The organism is Micromonospora sp. NBRC 101691 (genome assembly GCF_030269285.1).
Lineage (GTDB): Bacteria > Actinomycetota > Actinomycetes > Mycobacteriales > Micromonosporaceae > Micromonospora > Micromonospora echinospora.
Genome location: NZ_BSTB01000006.1, coordinates 1 through 18,893, shown reverse-complemented (window position 1 = coordinate 18,893; position 18,893 = coordinate 1). Strand labels below are relative to the sequence as shown.

Sequence of the window (18,893 nt, the reverse complement as noted above, 5' to 3'; positions counted from 1 at the left end):
GTTGAGCCGTGCACGCAGCGATCACGTCAGGACACCCCCAGCTCCCGGTCGATGAAGTCGAAGACCTCATCGGGCGTGGCGTCCTGGAGTTTCTCGGCGACGGCGTCCCCGCCGCCCGCCGGGGCGTCGGCCTCGTTGAGGGAGGCCAGCAGCGCCCGCAGCCGCTCCGTGATCCTGATCCGGGCGCTGCGGTCCGGTGCCGAGCCGGCCAGCGCCGCTTCCAACCTGTCCAGCTCTCCGAAGACCGGTGCGACGCCGACCACGCCGCCGTCGACGATCGCCGCCCGGACGTACTCGGCGAGGCCGGCGGCGGTCGGGTAGTCGAAGACGACCGTGGCGGGCAGCCGTACGCCGGTCGCCGCCGTCAGCCGGTTGCGCAGCTCGACCGCGGTGAGCGAGTCGAAGCCGAGTTCCCGGAAGGCCCGGTCCGGCTCGACGGCGTCCACCGAGGCGTGCCCGAGCACGGCGGCGGCCTGGCCGCGTACCAGGTCGAGCAGGGTCCGGCGCCGCTCGGCGTCGGTCTGCCCGGCGAGCAGCGCGGCGAGGGACTCCGCCGACGACCCGGCTTCCTCGGCCCGTTCGGCGACGGCCCGCTGTGCCTCGGCGACCCCGGTGAGCAGCGGGCTGGGCCGGACGGCGACGAACCCCGGCACGTACCGGGCCCAGTCGATGCCGGCCACCAGCGTCGCCGGCTCGCGGCGCGCCACGCACCGGGCGAGCGCGGCGAACGCCGTCCCGGTGTCGAGCCGGGCGACCCCGGTGCGCCGGCGGCGTTCCTCCACGGCCTGGTCGGCGGCGGCCATCCCACCGGCGGCCCAGGGTCCCCAGGCGATCGAGGTGGCCGCCAGGCCCTGCCGGTGCCGCTGCTCGGCGAGCGCGTCGAGGTACGCGTTGGCGGCGGCGTAGCTGCCCTGCCCGGCGGCGCCGAGCTGGCCGACCATCGCGGAGAACAGCACGAACGCGCGCAGCGGCAGGTCGGCGGTCAGCTCGTGCAGGTGCAGCGCGCCGAGCACCTTGGGCCGCAGCACGGCGGCGAGCCGGTCGGCGGTGAGGCCGTCGAGGACGCCGTCGTCGAGGACCCCGGCGGCGTGCACCACCCCGGTCAGGGGCGCGTCGGCGGGCACCTCGGCGAGGAGCTTCGCCAGCGCGGCCCGGTCGGCCACGTCGCAGGCGGCGACGGTGACCCGAGCGCCGGCCTCGGTCAGCTCCCGGACGAGCTCGGCCGCGCCGGGAGCGTCGGGGCCCCGGCGGCTGGCCAGCAGCAGGTGCTCGGCGCCCCGGGCGGCCAGCCAGCGGGCCACCTCCGCGCCGAGCGCGCCGGTGCCGCCGGTGACCAGCGTCGTACCGGCGTGGTCGGGCTCCTCGGGGGCGGCGGTGCTGCCGGGGGCCCGCACCAGCCGGCGGACCAGGATCGTGGTGCCGTCGACGGCGAGCTGGTCCTCGCCGTCGAGACCGGCCAGGGCGGCGCAGAGCAGGTCCCAGCCGTGGTCGTCGAGGGTGGCCGGCACGTCCACCAGCCCACCCCAGCGCTCCGGGTGTTCGAGGGCGACGACCCGGCCCAGGCCCCAGAGCAGCGACTGCTCCGGTCGGGCCGGGGTGCCGCCACGCGTGGTGCCGGCGGCGCCCCGGGTGACGCACCACAGCGGGGCGGCCACGTCGAGGTCGCCGAGGGCCTGCGCCAGGGCGAGGGAGCGGGCCAGGAAGGGCGGCACCGGCTGGGTGTCGTCGACCGGGGCGTCGGCGAGGGCGAGCAGGGAGAGCACGCCGTCGACCGGCGCGCGCCCGCCGTCGCCGGCCCGGGTCGCGGCGGCCACGTGTTCGGCGACCGCCGTCCGGTCGGTCAGCGCCTCCGGCAGCAGCACCAGCCGGGCGTCCGCGCCGCGCCGGGTCAGCTCGGCCACCGCGGCCTCGCCCTCGGCCGCGCGGGGCTCGTCGGCGACGACCCACCAGGCGCCGGGGAGGAAGCTGACGGGCGTGCCCGGGTACGGCTGCCAGACGCTGCGGTAGTACAGGTCGTCCAGGGCGGAACGGGTCCGCTGCTGGCGTCGCCAGGAGGCGAGCAGCGGCAGGGCGCCGCCCAGCCGTTCCCGCGACTCGGTGGCGTCGTTCGCGGTGAGTTCCGCGAGCGTCGCCAGGTCCTCGGATTCGACGGCCGCCCAGAACGCGGCGTCGACGCCGCTCGACGTCGGGTCCGCCGCCCTCGGCCCGTCGGCCCGGTTGGGCCAGAACCGGCTCCGGTCGAAGGCGTACGTGGGCAGGTCGACCGTCGCCGTCCGGGCGAGGACCCGGGTCAGGTCGACGGGCAGGCCGACGGCGTGCGCGGCGGCCAGGTTGGTGAGCAGGCGGGTGGGGTCGTCGTCGCCCCGCCGCAGGCTGCCCAGCGTGTGCCCGGTCGTGCCGGTGTCGTCGAGGATGGCGGTGACCGGCATGGTCAGCACCGGGTGCGGGGAGATCTCGACGAACGTGGTGTGGCCGGCGTCGACCGCGACGCGCACGGCGCTGTCGAACAGCACCGTCTGACGCAGGTTGTCGTACCAGTAGCCGGCGTCCATGGTCTCCGGCTCCACCCAGTCCCCGGTCAGGGTCGACACGAGGCGGGTGTGTCCGGGCTGCGGGGTGACGTCGGCCAGGTCGGTGCGGAGCTGTTCGGCGACCTCCTGCACCGCCGGGGAGTGCGACGCGTAGTCCACCGGGATCAGCCGGGCGCGGACACCGTCGGCCTGGCACGCCTCGACCAGGTCGGCCACCGGCTGTGGCGGCCCGGAGACGACCACGGTCGACGGACCGTTGACGGCCGCCACCCCGACCCCGGGGAACGCCGGGAGCCGCCCGGCGACCGCCTCGGCGGAGAGATCCACCGACGCCATCGCGCCCGTGCCCCGCAGCACGGCGAGAGCACGCGACCGCAGCGCGACGGTCTTCGCCGCGTCCTCCAGCGACAGGATCCCGGCGACGCACGCCGCGCCGATCTCGCCCTGTGAGTGGCCGATCACCGCCTGGGGGACCACACCGGCGTGTCGCCACACCGCCGCCAGGGCGACACCGACCGCCCACAGCACCGGCTGGACGACCTCGACCCGCTCCAGCCACGACTCGTCGTCCCCGGTGAGCACCGCCACCAGGTCCACGTCCAGGTGGGGCGCGAGGGCCCGCTGGCACTCGGCGAGACGGTCGTCGAACACCGGCGTACGACCGACCAGGCCGGCGGCCATCCGCGCGGACTGCGCGCCCTGGCCGGGGAACACGAACACCGCGCCGGCGCCGTGACCGGACGCCGTGCCCGTCACCGTGTTGCCGGCGGGCGCGCCGGCGGCCAGCGCGTCCAGCCCGGACAGCAACTCCTCGACGCTCGCCCCGACCACGGCGGCGCGCTGGTCGAAGACCGCGCGGGTCGTGGCCAGGGACCAGCCGACCACCGCCGGGTCGAGCCCGTGCGCGCGGACCTGCCGCGCCAGCCGCGACGCCTGGCCCGCCAGGGCGGCCCTCGACCGCGCCGACACCGGCCACACCGTCACGTCCGCGTCCACCAGCCCCGGCGCGGTGTGCACCGACGGTTCGACCTCGTCGGCCTGCTCGATGATCACGTGCGAGTTGGTGCCGGAGATGCCGAACGAGGACACCGCCGCCCGGCGCGGCCGGTCCACCGCCGGCCAGGGCCGGGCCTCGGTGGCCAGTTCCACGTCGCCGGCCGACCAGTCGATGTGCGGCGAGGGGGCGTCCACGTGCAGCGTCGCCGGGACCACACCCGCCCGCATGGCGAGGACCATCTTGATCACACCGGCCACCCCGGCCGCCGCCTGGGTGTGCCCGATGTTCGACTTCACCGAGCCGAGCAGCAGCGGGGTGTCCCGGTCCTGCCCGTACGTCGCCAGCAGCGCCTGCGCCTCGATCGGGTCACCGAGGGTGGTGCCGGTGCCGTGCGCCTCCACCACGTCCACGTCGGCGGTCGAGAGCCGGGCGCTGGCGAGGGCCGCCCGGATGACCCGCTGCTGGGAGGGGCCGTTCGGCGCGGTCAACCCGTTCGACGCGCCGTCCTGGTTCACTGCCGAGCCGCGCACCACCGCCAGCACCGGGTGTCCCAGCCGCCGGGCGTCCGACAGCCGCTCCACCAGCAGGATGCCGGCGCCCTCGCCCCAACCGGTGCCGTCGGCCGCCGCGGCGAACGCCTTGCACCGCCCGTCGGCGGCCAGCCCGCGCTGCCGGGAGAACTCCACGAACAGGCCCGGCGTCGCCATGACGGTCACACCGCCGGCCAGAGCGAGATCACACTCGCCCCGCCGCAGCGCCTCCACCGCCAGGTGCAGCGCGACGAGGGACGACGAACACGCCGTGTCCACCGACACCGCAGGCCCCTCCAACCCCAACGCGTACGCCACCCGACCCGACAAGACACTCGCGGCGTTCCCCGTCGCCCCGAATCCCTCCACCTCGTCCGTGGACGTCATCAACAGGGCCCCATAGTCCTGGCCGTTCGTGCCCACGAACACCCCTGTTCGTGAACCCCGCAAGGTCCCCGGGTCAACCCCTGCCCGCTCGATCGCCTCCCACGAGGTCTCCAGCAGCAACCGCTGCTGGGGGTCCATCGCGACCGACTCACGCGGTGAGATCCCGAAGAAGGCGGGGTCGAAGTCCGCCACGTCGTACAGGAAGGCGCCACTGCGGACGTAGGAGGTGCCGGTGGAATAGGGGTCGGGGTCGTACAGCCCGTCGATGTCCCAGCCCCGGTCGCCCGGCAGGTCGGAGATGGCGTCACGGCCGTCGCGCAGCATCTGCCAGAACCGCTCGGGGTCGCCTGCGCCGCCGGGGAACCGGCAGGACATGGCGACGATGGCGACGGGCTCGTCGTCGGCCAGGGTCACCGGGGCGGCGACGACCGCCGTCTCCACTCCGCCGCCCAACTCCTCGTGCAGGTGCCGGGCGAGCACGGTCGGGGTCGGGTAGTCGAAGACGAGGGTCACCGGCAGCCGCAGCCCGGTGGCGGTGGCGAGCCGGTTACGCAGCTCCACCGCCGTCACCGAGTCGAAGCCGAGGTCCCGGAAGGCGTGGTGCGGGTCGACGGCCTCGCCGCCGGCGTACTTGAGGACCGTGGCCGCCTGGTCGCGGACCAGGTCGAGCAGAACCTGCTGTCGCTCGGCGGTGTCCATCCGGGCGAGGGTGGCGGCGGGGCCGACCTCGTCGGCCTCCTTCGCCTCGGGGTGGCCCTTGGTGGCCGCGAGTGCCCGTGCCTCGGGGATCTCGGCGATCAGCGGGCCGGGCCGGGTCGCGGTGAAGGCGACGTAGAACCGGTCCCAGGCGATGTTCGAGATGGTCAGGAACGTCTCGTCGTGCTCGACGGCCTGGTGCAGCGCGGCGACGGCGAGCCTGGGGTGCATCTCGGGCGCGCCGTGGCGGTGCAGCATCCGCCCGAACTCCCCCTCGGCCATGCCGCCGCCACCCCAGGCGCCCCAGCCGATCGACGTGGCGGGCAGTCCGAGGCCGCGCCGGTGTTCGGCGAGGGCGTTGAGGAACGCGTTCCCGGGGGCGTAGTTGCCGACGCCGGAACTGCCCACGGTGCCGGCCATGGCCGAGAAGAGGATGAACGCGTCGAGGTCCCGGTCCCGGGTGAGTTCGTGCAGGTTGACCGCTGCGGTGACCTTGGCGTTGAGCGCGTGGTCGACCTGGTCGAGGGTGAGCGTGCTGATCACGGAGTCGTCCAGCACGGCGGCGGTGTGCACGACGGTGGTCAGCGGGTGCTCGGCCGGCAGGTCGTCGATGACGGCGGCGAGGGCCGCCCGGTCGGCGGCGTCGCAGGCGGCGACGGTGACGCGCGTGCCGAGGGCGACCAGCTCGGCCTCCAGCTCGGCGATGCCCTCGGCCTGCCGGCCCCGGCGGCTGAGCAGCACCAGGTGGGGCACGCCGTGGGCGGCGAGCCAGCGGGCCACGTGCCCGCCGAGGGCGCCGGTGCCGCCGGTGACCAGGGCGGTGCCGGTGGGCCGCCAGGTGCGGGCGGGCGGGGCGTCGCCCAGCGGGGCGCGCAGCAGCCGGCGGGCGAAGGCGCCGGTCCGCCGCAGCGCCACCTGGTCCTCGTCGTCGCTGCCGGCGAGGATCTGCACGAGCCGCCGGCCGGCGGCGTCGTCCGGCGTGTCGGGCAGGTCGAGCAGGCCGCCCCAGCGGTCGGGGTGTTCGAGGGCGGCGATCCGGCCGAAGCCCCAGGCGAGTTGCTGCACCGGGTGCGGCAGTGGTTCGCCGGCGTCGGTGGAGACGGCGCCCCGGGTGAGGCACCACAGCGGCGCGCGGACCCCGGCGTCGCCGAGGGCCTGCGTCAACGTGACGGTGCCGGCGAAGCCGACGGGCACCGCCGGGTGGTCGGCGGCCGGCGTCTCGTCGAGCGCGAGCAGGGAGACGATCCCGGCGACCGGTCCGGCCCCGGTGAGGTCCCGGACCCGCGCGGCGAGGGCGGCGCGGTCGGTCCGTTCGTCGTCCAGCTCGACGGGGACGACCGTGGCGCCGTGCCGGACGAGCGCGTCCCGGCAGAACGCGGCCTGCTCGGCGGCGGTGTCGGCGGGGCCGGTGACGAGCCACCAGGTGCCGGTGACGGCGGGTTCGCCGCCGTCCGCGACGGGCAGCCAGGCGTCCCGGTACCGCCACGAGTCGACGGTGGCCTGGTCGCGGTGCCGGCGTCGCCAGGCGGCGAGCACGGGCAGCACGTCGGCGAAGGCCGCCTCGGGCACCGTGTCGGTGGTGTCGGCGAGTTCGGTGGTGAGCGCGGTCAGGTCCTCCGCCTCGACGGCGGCCCAGAACCGGGCGTCGACCCCGTCGTCGGCCGTCGGCGCGGCGGCCGGGCCGGCGGCGGCCACGGCGGACGGCTGCGGCCAGTAGTGCTGGCGCTGGAACGGGTAGGTGGGCAGGTCGACCCGGCGTCCCGGCCGACCGGCGAAGGCGGGCCGCCAGTCGACCGGCACGCCTGCGGTGTAGACCTCGGCCAAGGCGCGGTGGAAACGGTCGAGTCCGCCCTCACCCCGACGCAGGCTCCCGGTCACCGTGGCGGCGGCGTCGGCAGCCTCGACGGTCTCCTGCATCGCCATGGTCAACACAGGGTGGGCGCTGACCTCCACGAACGTCGAGTAGCCGGTAGCGGCGAGGCTGCGCACCGCCTCCTCGAAACGCACCGTCTGCCGCAGGTTGCGGTACCAGTACTCCGCGTCCAGACCGGTGGTGTCCAGCCACTCCCCCACCACCGTCGACCAGAACCGCACCGCACCCGAACGCGGAGACAACCCGGCCAGCAACTCCAGCAGCTGCTCCCGCAACGGCTCCACGTGCGCCGAGTGGGAGGCGTAGTCCACCGGCACCCGACGGACCCGGATGTCCCGGGACTCGTACTCCGCGAACAGTTCGTCGAGGGCGGCCACGTCACCGGAGACCACCACGGAGGTCGGCCCGTTGACGGCGGCGAGGGCGACCCGACCGTCCCACCGGGCGATCGTCGCCGTCGCCTCGTCGGCCGTCGTCGCGACGGACACCATCCCACCAGCACCGGCCATCCCCGCGATGACCCGGCTGCGCAGCGCCACCACCGCCGCCGCGTCCTCCAGCGTCAACGCCCCGGCAACGCAGGCGGCGGCGATCTCACCCTGCGAGTGACCCACCACCGCCGACGGACGAACCCCGTACGACTCCCACAGGGCCGCCAACGACACACCCACCGCGAACAGGGCGGGTTGGACGACGTCGACCCGCTCCAGGGACGGCGCGTCCGGGGTGCCACGGACGACGTCCAGCAGGGACCAGTCCACGTACGGGCGCAACGCCTCCGCGCACGCGGTCAGCTTCTCGGCGAACACCGGAGCGGTGTCCAGCAGCTCGGCGGCCATGCCCACCCACTGCGAACCCTGGCCGGGGAAGACGAAGGCGACCTCGCCGGGCGTACCGGCGGCCCGGGTGACCGCCTCGGGGCCGGGACGGCCGTCGGCGAGCGCGTCCAGCGCGGCGGTCACCTCGTCGCGGGTGTCGGCGAAGACCACGGCGCGGTGGTCGTGGGCGGCGCGGCTGGCGACAAGGGACCAGCCGACGTCGCCGAGCGCGGTGTCCGGCAGCTCCGCCAGGTGGTCCCGCAGGTCGCGTGCACGGGCGGCGAGGGCGTCGGCGGTACGCCCGGAGAGCACCCAGGGCAGCTCGCCGGCCGGCCCGTCGGTCGCCGGCTGCGGCGTGGGCTCCTCGGCGGGGGCCGATTCGAGGATGGTGTGCACGTTGGTACCGCTGATCCCGAAGGAGGACACCCCGACGCGGCGTACGCCGTCGACGGGCTCCCACGGGCGGGCCTCGGTGAGCAGTTCGACGTGGCCGGCGGACCAGTCGACGTGCGGGGTGGGCTCGTCGACGTGCAGGGTGGGCGGCAGCACACCGTGTCGCATGGCGAGCACCATCTTGATGACCCCGGCGACGCCGGCGGCGGCCTGGGTGTGCCCGATGTTCGACTTGATCGAGCCCAGCCAGAGCGGACGGTCGGCGGGGCGGTCCTGCCCGTACGTGGCGAGCAGCGCCTGCGCCTCGATCGGGTCGCCGAGCGTGGTGCCGGTGCCGTGCGCCTCGACCACGTCGACCAGGTCGGGGGTGAGTCGCGCGTTGGCCAGGGCCTGCCGGATGACCCGCTGCTGGGCGGGACCGTTCGGGGCGGTGAGCCCGTTGGACGCGCCGTCCTGGTTGACGGCGCTGCCCCGCACGATCGCGAGGACCGGGTTGCCGTCGCGGCGGGCGTCGGAGAGCCGCTGGAGCACCAGCAGGCCGACGCCCTCGCCCCACCCGGTGCCGTCGGCCGCGCCGGCGAAGGGTTTGCACCGTCCGTCGGCGGCGAGTCCGCGCTGCCGGGAGAAGCCGACGAAGATGCCGGGGGTGGCCATCACGGTGGCGCCGCCGGCCAGGGCCAGGTCGCACTCCCCCGCCTGGAGGGCCTGCGCGGCGAGGTGCAGCGCGACCAGCGACGACGAGCAGGCGGTGTCGACGGTGACGGCCGGGCCGTGCAGCCCGAACGTGTACGACAGTCGCCCGGCGAGGACGCTGGCCGAGACGCCGGTGGCGAGGTAGTTCTCGTCGACGTCCCCGGCGGCCATCAGCAGCGAGCCGTAGTCCTGCCCGTTGGTGCCGACGTACACGCCGGTACGGCTGCCGCGCAGCGCGGTCGGGTCGATCCGGGCCCGCTCGAACGCCTCCCACGTGGACTCCAGCAGCAACCGCTGCTGCGGGTCCATGGCCACGGCCTCGCGGGGGCTGATGCCGAAGAAGGCGGGGTCGAACTCACCCGCCCCGGCGACGAAGCCGCCCTCCCGGACGTAGCTGGTGCCGAGGTGCTCGGGGTCGGGGTGGTACAGCTCGGCGAGGTTCCAGCCGCGCTCGCCGGGCATCAGGGTCATCGCGTCGGTGCCGGCGGCGACGAGGTCCCAGAGCTGCTCGGGCGAGGACACGCCGCCGGGGAACCGGCAGCTCATCGCCACGATCGCGATGGGCTCCCGGTGCAGGCCGGCACCGTCGGCGACCACCTCGCTCAGGGTGTGGCCGGCGGCCAGGCCGTGCAGGTGGGCGGCGAGTTCGGCGACCGTGGGGTGGTCGAAGGCGAGGGTGGCGGGCAGCGTCATGCCGGTCTCGGCGGTCAGCCGGTTGCGCAGCTCGACGGCGGTGAGCGAGTCGAAGCCGAGGTCGCGGAACGTCCGGTCGGGCAGCGGCTGTCCGGCCGGGTAGCCGAGCACGGCGGCGACCTGGGTGCGGACCAGCTCGGTGAGCTGCGGCAGGGACCGGCCGACGACGACGGCGCGGACCGGACCGGTCTGCCCGACGGGCACCCCGGGCAGGCCGGCGATCAGCGGGGTCGGCCCGCCCCAGGCGGTGGCGAGGCGTCCCCAGTCGACGTCGGCGACGGTCACCGCCGGCTCGCCGGCGTTGACCAGCCGGCCGAGCGCGGTGACCGCCTCGGCGGCGGGCAGCGGGTTGACGCCGCCCCGGGTCAGGCGGGCGGTGAGCTCGGCGGTCGCCGCCGCCATACCCGCGGCGGCCCAGGCGCCCCAGCCGATGGCGGTGGCGGGGAGCCCCTGGCCGTGCCGCCAGGCGGCGAACGCGTCGAGGTAGGCGTTGGCCGCCGCGTAGTTGCCCTGCCCGGCGCTGCCGATGACACCGGCGAGGGAGGAGAAGAGCACGAACGCGTCGAGGTCCCGCCCGGCGGTGGCCTCGTGCAGCACCCGCGCGGCGCGTACCTTGCCGTCGAGGACGGTCTGCATCCGGGCCGGGTCGAGGCCGTCGAGGACACCGTCGTCGACGACTCCGGCGGTGTGCACGACGGCGGTCAGCGTGGGCAGGGTGGCGACGAGGGCGGCCACCGCGTCGACGTCGGTGACGTCGCAGGCGACCACCCGGGCCGTGCCGGTCCCGGTCAGCTCGTCGAGCAGGTCGGCCGTGCCGGGGGCGTCCGGGCCACGGCGGGAGGCGAGCACCACCTCGGCGGCGCCGTTGGTGAGCAGCCACCGGGCCACCTGACGGCCCAGCGCGCCGGTGCCACCGGTGACGAGCACGGTGCCGGAGGGACGCCAGGCCGCCCCGGCGGTCGGGGCGGCGGGGACGAGCCGCCGTTCGAACACGCCCTGCGCACGGATCGCCACCTGGTCGTGCCCGGCGTCGGCGAGGACGGCGAGCAGCGCGTCCCCGGCGGTCGGGTCGAGGCGACCGGTGGGGGTCGCGCCGGTGCCGGCGGGCAGGTCGACCAGACCGCCCCAACGGTCCGGCTGTTCGAGGGCGACGACGCGGCCGAGGCCCCAGGCCGCCGCCGCGTACGGGTCGGCGACGGTCTCCCCGCCGCCGACGGCCACCGCGCCCCGGGTGAGGCACCACAGCCGGCCGGGCAGACCGGTGTCGGCGAGGGCCTGGACGAGGGTGAGCAGCAGCGCCGTTCCGGCGGGCACGGCGGGCGTGTCGGGCAGCGGTTCGTCCCGCTCGGGCAGCAGGCAGAGCACGCCGGCCCAGCCCTGCTCGCCGCGTTCCCGCAGCAGCCCACCGAGCGCCTCGCGACCCACCCCGGCCGCGACCCGGAGGACGTCGACGTCCCCTCCGCCGCGCCGGAGCAGGTCGGCGATCCCACCCCACTCTTGTCGATCATGGTCTTGTGGCTCCGCCGAAAGCCACACACCGCCCGACTCGGGCGCCCCGACTCCATGATCGACGCGACGGGGGGTGAGGGTGGGGGTGACGAGGAGCCAGCGGCCCGGCAGGGCCGGGACCGGGTTGGGACGGATCGGGTCCCACGTGATCCGGTACGACCAGGCGTCCACGACGGCGTCACGCAGTCGGGCCCGCCGCCACGAGGAGAGCACCGGTACGGCCGGGGCGAGGGCCGCCACGGCGTCCGGGTCGTCCTGTACGGCCAGGTGGGACGCCACGGCGGGCAGGTCGCCGCGTTCGACGGCGGCCCAGAAGTCGCCCTCGGCGCCGTCGGCGCGCTCGCCCGACGGGGCGGTCATGCCGTCACCCTCCGGCCAGTAGCGCTCGTGCTGGAAGGCGTACGTGGGCAGGTCGACCCGGGTCGCGCCGGTGTCGGCGAACCAGGGCTGCCAGGTCACCGGCACGCCGTGCACGTGCAACTCGGCCAGGGCCGCCAACAACGCCGGCACCTCCGGCCGGTCCTTGCGCTGGGCGGCAACGGCGAGCACGCCGTCGTCGCCCGGCAGGAGGTCCGCCGCCATCGCGGTCAGCACACTCTGCGGACCGACCTCCAGGAACGTGTCCACCCCGGCCGCCCGCAACGCGGCCACCCCGTCGCCGTACCGCACCGCCTCCCGCACATGCCGCACCCAGTACTCGACCGTCCGGATCTCCTCGCCGTCGGCGAGCGCCCCGGACACGTTCGACACCACCGGCAGCACCGGAGCGGAGAAGGTCAGCCGGCCGAGCACGGCCCGGAACTTCGCCAGCATCGGCTCCATCAGCGGACTGTGGAAGGCGTGACTGACCGTCAGCCGCCGCGTGCGCACGTCCCGGTCCCGCCAGGCCCGCTCGACCTGGTCGAGGGTCGCGGCGTCGCCGGAGACCACCACGGCGGTCGGCCCGTTGACGGCGGCGATCCCGACCCGGTCGGTCAGCCCGGCCAGGGAGGCCAGCACGTCCGCCTCGGCCGCGTTGACCGCGAGCATCCCACCACCGGCCGGCAACGCCTGCATCAACCGGCCCCGCGCCGCGACCAGCGCGCACGCGTGCTCCAGGGACAGCACCCCGGCCACGTGCGCCGCGACGATCTCGCCGATCGAGTGCCCGCCCACGAAGTCCGGGGCGATCCCGAACGACTCCACCAGACGGAACAGCGCCACCTCGACCGCGAACAGGCCCGCCTGGGTGAACACCGTCTGGTCCAGCAACTCCGCCTCGGGCGTGCCCGCCTCGGCGAACAGCACCTCCCGCAACGGTTTCGGCAACGCCCGGTCCAGATGCCCGCACACCTCGTCCACGGCGGACGCGAAGACGGGGAACGCCGCGTACAGCTCCCGGCCCATGCCGGCGCGCTGCGCGCCCTGACCGGAGAAGAGCACCGCGAGCTGGCCGCGCGTGGTGCCCGTACCGGTGAGGACGGTGCCGGCCGGCGAGCCGGCGGCCAGCGCGCGCAGCCCGGCCAGCAGGTCGTCCCGGCTGGTGGCGGCGACCACGGCCCGGTGGTCCAGCACCGAGCGGGACACCACCGACGAGTACGCCACGTCGAGCGGACGCAGGTCGTGGTCGGTGTCGGCGAGCCAGGCGGCCCAGCGGCCGGCCTGGGCGGCGACGGCCGCGGTGGAGCGGGCGGAGAGCAGGACCGGGACGACCGGACGGTCGACGACGGGGGCCGCCTCGTCGGCGGTGGTCTCCGGGACCGGGGCCTGCTCGATGATGGCGTGCGCGTTGGTGCCGGACACCCCGAACGACGACACCGCCGCCCGGCGCGGCCGGTCCACCGCCGGCCACGGCGTCGCCTCGGTGGCGAGCGCGACCGCCCCGGCCGTCCAGTCGACGTGCGGGGACGGCTCGTCGACGTGCAGGGTGGGCGGGACCACGCCGTGCTGGATGGCCAGCACCATCTTGATGACCCCGGCGACCCCGGCGGCGGCCTGGGTGTGACCGAGGTTGGACTTGATCGAGCCGAGCAGCAGCGGGGCGGCCTCGCCCCGGTCCTGCCCGTACGTGGCCAGCAGCGCCTGCGCCTCGATCGGGTCACCGAGACGGGTGCCGGTGGCGTGCGCCTCGACGGCGTCCACGTCGGCGGCGGTGAGCCGGGCGTTGGCGAGGGCCTGCCGGATCACCCGGACCTGGGAGGGGCCGTGCGGGGCGCTCAGGCCGTTGGACGCGCCGTCCTGGTTCACCGCGCTGCCCCGGATCACGGCGAGGACCGGGTACCCGTGGCGCTGGGCGTCGGAGAGTCGGGCGAGCAGCAGCATGCCGGCGCCCTCGGACCAGGAGGTGCCGTCCGCGCCGGCGGCGAACGCCTTGCACCGGCCGTCGGGGGCGAGGCCGCGCTGCCGGCTGAAGCCGACGAAGACCGCCGGGGTGGGCATGACGGTCACGCCACCGGCGAGGGCCAGTTCGCAGTCGCCGTTGCGCAGCCCCTGGGCGGCGAGGTGGATCGCCACCAGGGAGGCCGAGCAGGCGGTGTCGATGGTGACCGCCGGCCCCTCCAGGCCGAGGGTGTACGCCACCCGCCCGGAGACGACGCTCGTGGCGTTGCCGGTGAGCATGTGCCCCTCACCGTTCTCGGACTGGGCGACGACCGCCTCGTAGCCGTGCGAGGCCGCCCCGACGAACACCCCGGTACGGCTGCCCCGCACGGTCGGCATGGGCAGCCCGGCCCGCTCGAACGCCTCCCAGCACGCCTCCAACAGCAGCCGCTGCTGCGGGTCCATGGCGAGCGCCTCGCGGGGGCTGATGCCGAACAGGTCGGCGTCGAACTCCCCGGCGTCGTAGACGAAGCCGCCCTCGGAGACGTAGCTGGTGCCGGGGTGGTCGGGGTCGGGGTGGAAGAGCCGGTCGAGGTCCCAGCCCCGGTCGGCGGGGAACGGGCCGATGCCGTCACCGCCGTCGCGGACGAGCTGCCACAGCCGCTCGGGCGAGTCGACCCCGCCCGGGTACCGGCAGCTCATCGCGACGATGGCGATGGGCTCGGACTCCCGCGCCTCCAGCTCCCGCAGCCGCCGCCGGGTGCGCCGGAGTTCCGAGGTCGTACGCTTCAGGTACTCGACGTACTTCTCGTCCTCGTTGCTCACCGTGGACCCACCTCACTCGGCATGCCGTGGTCGTTGCGGCTGGCGGTCACGATGTCTCCAGCTCGCGGTCGATCAGGTCGAAGATGTTCTCGGCGGTGGCCGACTCCAGGTCGTCGTCGCCGTCGGCGTCGGCCCGCCGGTCGGCCAGCCGGTCCAGCAGGCCGTGCAGCCGGTCGGTGATCCGGCGGAACTCGTCGCCGGTCGGGTCGAGCCCGTCGAGCGCCACTTCCAGCCGGTCGAGTTCCCGGCCGGCGCCCGTGGACGCCTCGGGGGCGGCCGTGTCGGCGAGGTCGAACTGGGTCCCCAGGTACGCGGCGAGCGCCGCCGGCGTGGGGTTGTCGAAGACCAGCGTCGCCGGCAGGCGCAGCGCGGTGGCCGCCCCGATCCGGTTGCGCAGCTCGACCGCGGTGAGCGAGTCGAAGCCGAGTTCCCGGAACGCCCGGGTGGGTTCCATGCCGGCCGCGTCGCCCCGGCCGAGCACCACGGCGACGTGGGACAGCACCAGGTCACGCAGGGCGCGTTCCCGCTTCTCGACGGGCAGGGTACGCAGGGTGTCGACGAACGCCTGCCCACCGGCGGCCTCGGCGGCGGCGGCCCGCCGGTTGGCGGGACGGACCAGGGCCGCCAACAGCGGGTGGACCGGAGCGCCGGAGGACGCCATCGCCGTGTTGATCTTCGCAGGCATCAGTACCGCCCGCTCGGAGCGCCAGGCCGCGTCGAAGAGGGCGAGGGCCTCGTCGTTGCCGAGCGCCACCAGGCCGCTGCGCTCCAGCCGCCGCAGGTCGACCGCGTCGAGGTGCCCGGTGATGCCGCTGGCCTGCCCCCACAGGCCCCAGATGAGGGAGACCGCCGGCAGGCCCAGCGCCCGCCGGTGCTCGGCGAGGGCGTCGAGGAACGCGTTGCCGGCGGCGTAGTTGCCCTGTCCCGGCCCGCCCATCAGGCCGGCGGCGGCGGAATAGAGCACGAACGCGGTCAACTCGTGGTCGAGTGTGGCCCGGTGCAGGTTCCAGGCCGCGTCGACCTTCGGCCGCAGCACCGAGGCGAGACTGTCCGGGGTGAGCGACTCGACGGTGGCGTCGGAGACGACACCGGCGGTGTGCACGACCGCGCGCAGCGGATGCCGCGTGTCCACCAGGGACAGCACGTGGTCGACCGCGTCCGGGTCGGCCAGGTCGGCGGCGACGATCGACACGTCCGCGCCGAGCGCCTTGAGGTCGGCGAGCAACTCGTCCGCGCCGGCGGCGTCCGGGCCGCGCCGGCTGACCAGCAGCAGGTTCCGGGCCCCGTGCGCGGTGACCAGGTGCCGGCAGAGCAGCCCGCCGAGGGTCCCGGTGGCACCGGAGACCAGCACCGTGCCGTCGCGCAGCGGCGGCTGCGGGATGCTCACGGTCAGCTTGCCGACGTGGCGGGCCTGGCTGAGGAAACGGAACGCCTCGGGGGCACGCCGGACGTCCCAGGTGCGCCGGGGCAGTGGCCGCAGCGCGCCGCTGGCAAAGAGCGTCATCAGCTCGTCGAGCATCCGCGCGATGGTGTCCGGGCCGGCCACCATGAGGTCGAAGACCTGGTAGCCGACGCCGGGGTGGTCGGCCGCGATCCGCTCCGGGTCCCGCTTGTCGGTCTTGCCCATCTCGACGAACCGGCCACCCCGGGGCAGCAGCCGCAGCGACGCGTCCACGAACTCTCCGCTGAGCGCGTTGAGCACCACGTCCATGCCGCGCCCGCCGGTGCGGGCGAGGAACTCGTCGACGAAGTCGAGGGTGCGCGAGGACGCGATGTGGGCGTCGTCGAAGCCGGTGTCCCGCAGCGCCGGCCACTTGCCGGGGCTGGCCGTGCCGTAGACCTCCGCGCCGAGGTGGCGGGCGATCTGCACGGCGGCCATGCCGACACCACCGGCGGCCGAGTGCACCAGCACCGACTCGCCGGCCGTCAGCCGGCCCAGTTCGACCAGCCCGTACCAGGCGGTCAGGAAGACCACCGGCACGGCCGCCGCCTCCGCGTACGACCAGCCGTCGGGGATGCGGGTGAGCATGCGGTGGTCGGTGACCGCGACGGTGGAGAACGAACCGGCGATGATGCCCATGACCCGGTCACCGGGAGCCAGGCCGGTGACGCCCGGACCGACTTCGAGCACCACGCCGGCTCCCTCGCTGCCCAGCACCTCCTGGTCGGGCACCATGCCGAGGGCCAGCACCACGTCCCGGAAGTTGAGCCCCGAGGCGCGCATGCCGACGACGACGTGCCCCTCCGGCACCTCGCCGCCCTCCGCCGTCACGGGCAGCAGGGCGAGGTTCTCCAGGGTGCCCGTCTCGGTGACGTCGAGCCGCCACGGCGTCCCGTCCGCGGGCAGCGCCAGCGCCCCGGCGTCCCGGGCCCGGACGAGCCGGGGCACCAGGACGGCACCGTCGCGTACCGCGAGCTGCGGCTCGCCGGATCCGACCGCGGTCAGGACCGCGGCGAGGGAGGAGTCTGCGGCGTCGGTGTCGAGCAGCGTGAACCGGCCGGGGTTCTCGGACTGCGCCGAGCGGACCAGTCCCCACAGGGCTGCGCGGGCGAGGTCGCGGGGAGACTCGCCGGGCGCGGCGGCGACCGCGCCCCGGGTGTGCAGGACCAGTCGGGTCTGCTCCAGCCGGGGCTCGGCGAGCCAACTCTGGAGCAGCGTCAGGACGTCGCGGGCCGCGTCGTGCGCGTCCACGTCGGCCCGCACCGGGTCGGTCTCCGCGTCGGTCCGCAGGTCGACCACGATCTCCGGTACGTCGTCGCCGCCGTCGAGCGCGGCGATCAGCGCCGCCAGGTCGGTGTGGCCCGTCACCGGGTGTCCGGCGGCGGTCAGGGCGCCGGCCAGCCCGAGCGGGTCGGTGCCGAGCAGCGCCCAGCGCGCCGTGTCCCCGACGGGCACGTCGGTCGCCGGCAGGGGCGCCCAGTCCAGGTGGAACAGGGCGTTGCGGCGCAGCGCGGCGCTCTCGTCGGCCCGGTCGGCGCCGACCGGGCGGAAGGTCAGCGACTCCACCGAGGCGACCGGCTGCCCGGCCGGATCGGTCAGGGTGACGGCGATCGTGTCCGGGCCGAGCGAGCGCAGCCGCACCCGCAGCCGGGTCGCGCCGTGGGCGTGCAGGCTGGCCGAGCGGACGGCGAACGGCAGCCAGCCGGTGCCGGCGGGGTCGGTCGGGTTGCCGAGCAGGCGGCTGGGGCCGGTGGCCTGGAGCGCCGCGTCGAACAGGGCCGGGTGCAGGCCGAAGAGGGGTGCGTCGGCGACCACCGCGTCGGGCAGGGCCACCTCGGCGTACACCTCGTCGTCGCGCCGCCACACCCGGCGCAGTCCACGGAACGCGGGGCCGTAGGTGAGGCCGTCCTCGGCCGACCGGGCGTACCAGGTGTCCAGGTCGGTGTCGACCTCGACGGCGCCGGCCGGCGGCCACTCCCCCGACTCCCCCGAAGGCGTCGGAAGTTCCGGCAGCAGCAGTCCCTCGGCGTGCCGGATCCACTCCCCGTCGCCACCCTCCTCCTCGGGGCGCGAGTGGACGGTGACGCCGCGCTCGCCGGTCGCCCCGGGCGCCCCGAGACGCACCTGCACCTGAACGGCGCCGGTGGACGGCAGCACGAGCGGGCTGATCAGCGCCAGGTCGCCCACCTGGCCGGCGTCGACCTCGTCGCCCGCCCGGACCACCATGTCGACGAGGGCGGTGCCGGGCACGATCACGGTCTTCCCGACGACGTGGTCGGCCAGCCACGGGTGGGTGTGCACGGAGAGCCGGCCGGTGAGCACCACGGTCTGGTCGTCGGCGACCGGTACGGCGGCGGCGAGCAGCGGGTGCCCGGCGTCCTGGAGGCCGGCCGAGCCGACGTCGCGTACCCGGTTGGCCGGGGCCTGCAACCAGTACCGTTCCCGGTCGAAGGCGTACGTGGGCAGGTCGACGGTGGCTGCCGGGGTGAGGACCTTCGTCCAGTCGACGGGCAGCCCCAGCACGTGGGCCGTCGCCAGGTTCGTCAGCAGCCGCGCCGGATCGTCCTCCCCCCGACGCAGCGTGCCCAACGTGTGGCCGGTGGCCCCGGCGTCCTCGAGGATCGCGGTGACCGGCAGCGTCAACACCGGATGCGCCGACACCTCCACGAACGTGGTGTGCCCCGCCTCGATGGCCGTCCGCACGGCAGCGTCGAAGCGCACCGGGTTGCGCAGGTTCTCGTACCAGTACGACCCGTCCATCACGGTCGGATCCGCCCACTCACCGGTCAGGGTGGACACCAGCGGCGTGTGCCCGGTCCGGGGGGCGAGGCCCGCCAGGTCGGAGAGCATCCGCTCGCGGATCTGTTCGACGGCCGGGGAGTGCGACGCGTAGTTGAACCGGATCGGCCGCGCCCGCACCCCATCGGCCTGGAACTCCTCCACCAGCTCCGCCACCAGCTGCGGCGGACCGGAGACCACCACCGTCGCCGGACCGTTGCGCACCGCCACGACCACCTCGGGCCGGTCGGCCAGCCGGGCGGCGACCTCCTCGGCCGGTAGGTCGACCGCCGCCATCGCCCCGGTACCGGCAAGCCCCGCCAACGCACGAGCCCGCAGAATCACCGCCTTCGCCGCATCCTCCAACGACAGCACACCCGCCACACACGCCGCCGCGATCTCACCCTGCGAATGACCGATCACCAACCGGG

Annotated in this window: 2 protein-coding genes; both read right to left on the bottom strand. The window is 75.6% G+C overall.

The window, feature by feature from the left end; all coding sequences use genetic code 11:
• Positions 1-26: 26 nt before the first annotated feature.
• Entirely contained in the window at positions 27-14,243 is a 14,217-nt protein-coding gene (locus tag QSK20_RS12150; RefSeq protein WP_285788703.1) for a type I polyketide synthase, read from the bottom strand.
• Positions 14,244-14,289: 46 nt separating this feature from the next.
• Entirely contained in the window at positions 14,290-18,885 is a 4,596-nt protein-coding gene (locus tag QSK20_RS12145) for an SDR family NAD(P)-dependent oxidoreductase (RefSeq protein ID WP_285788914.1), read from the bottom strand.
• Between the last annotated feature and the right edge of the window lie 8 nt (positions 18,886-18,893).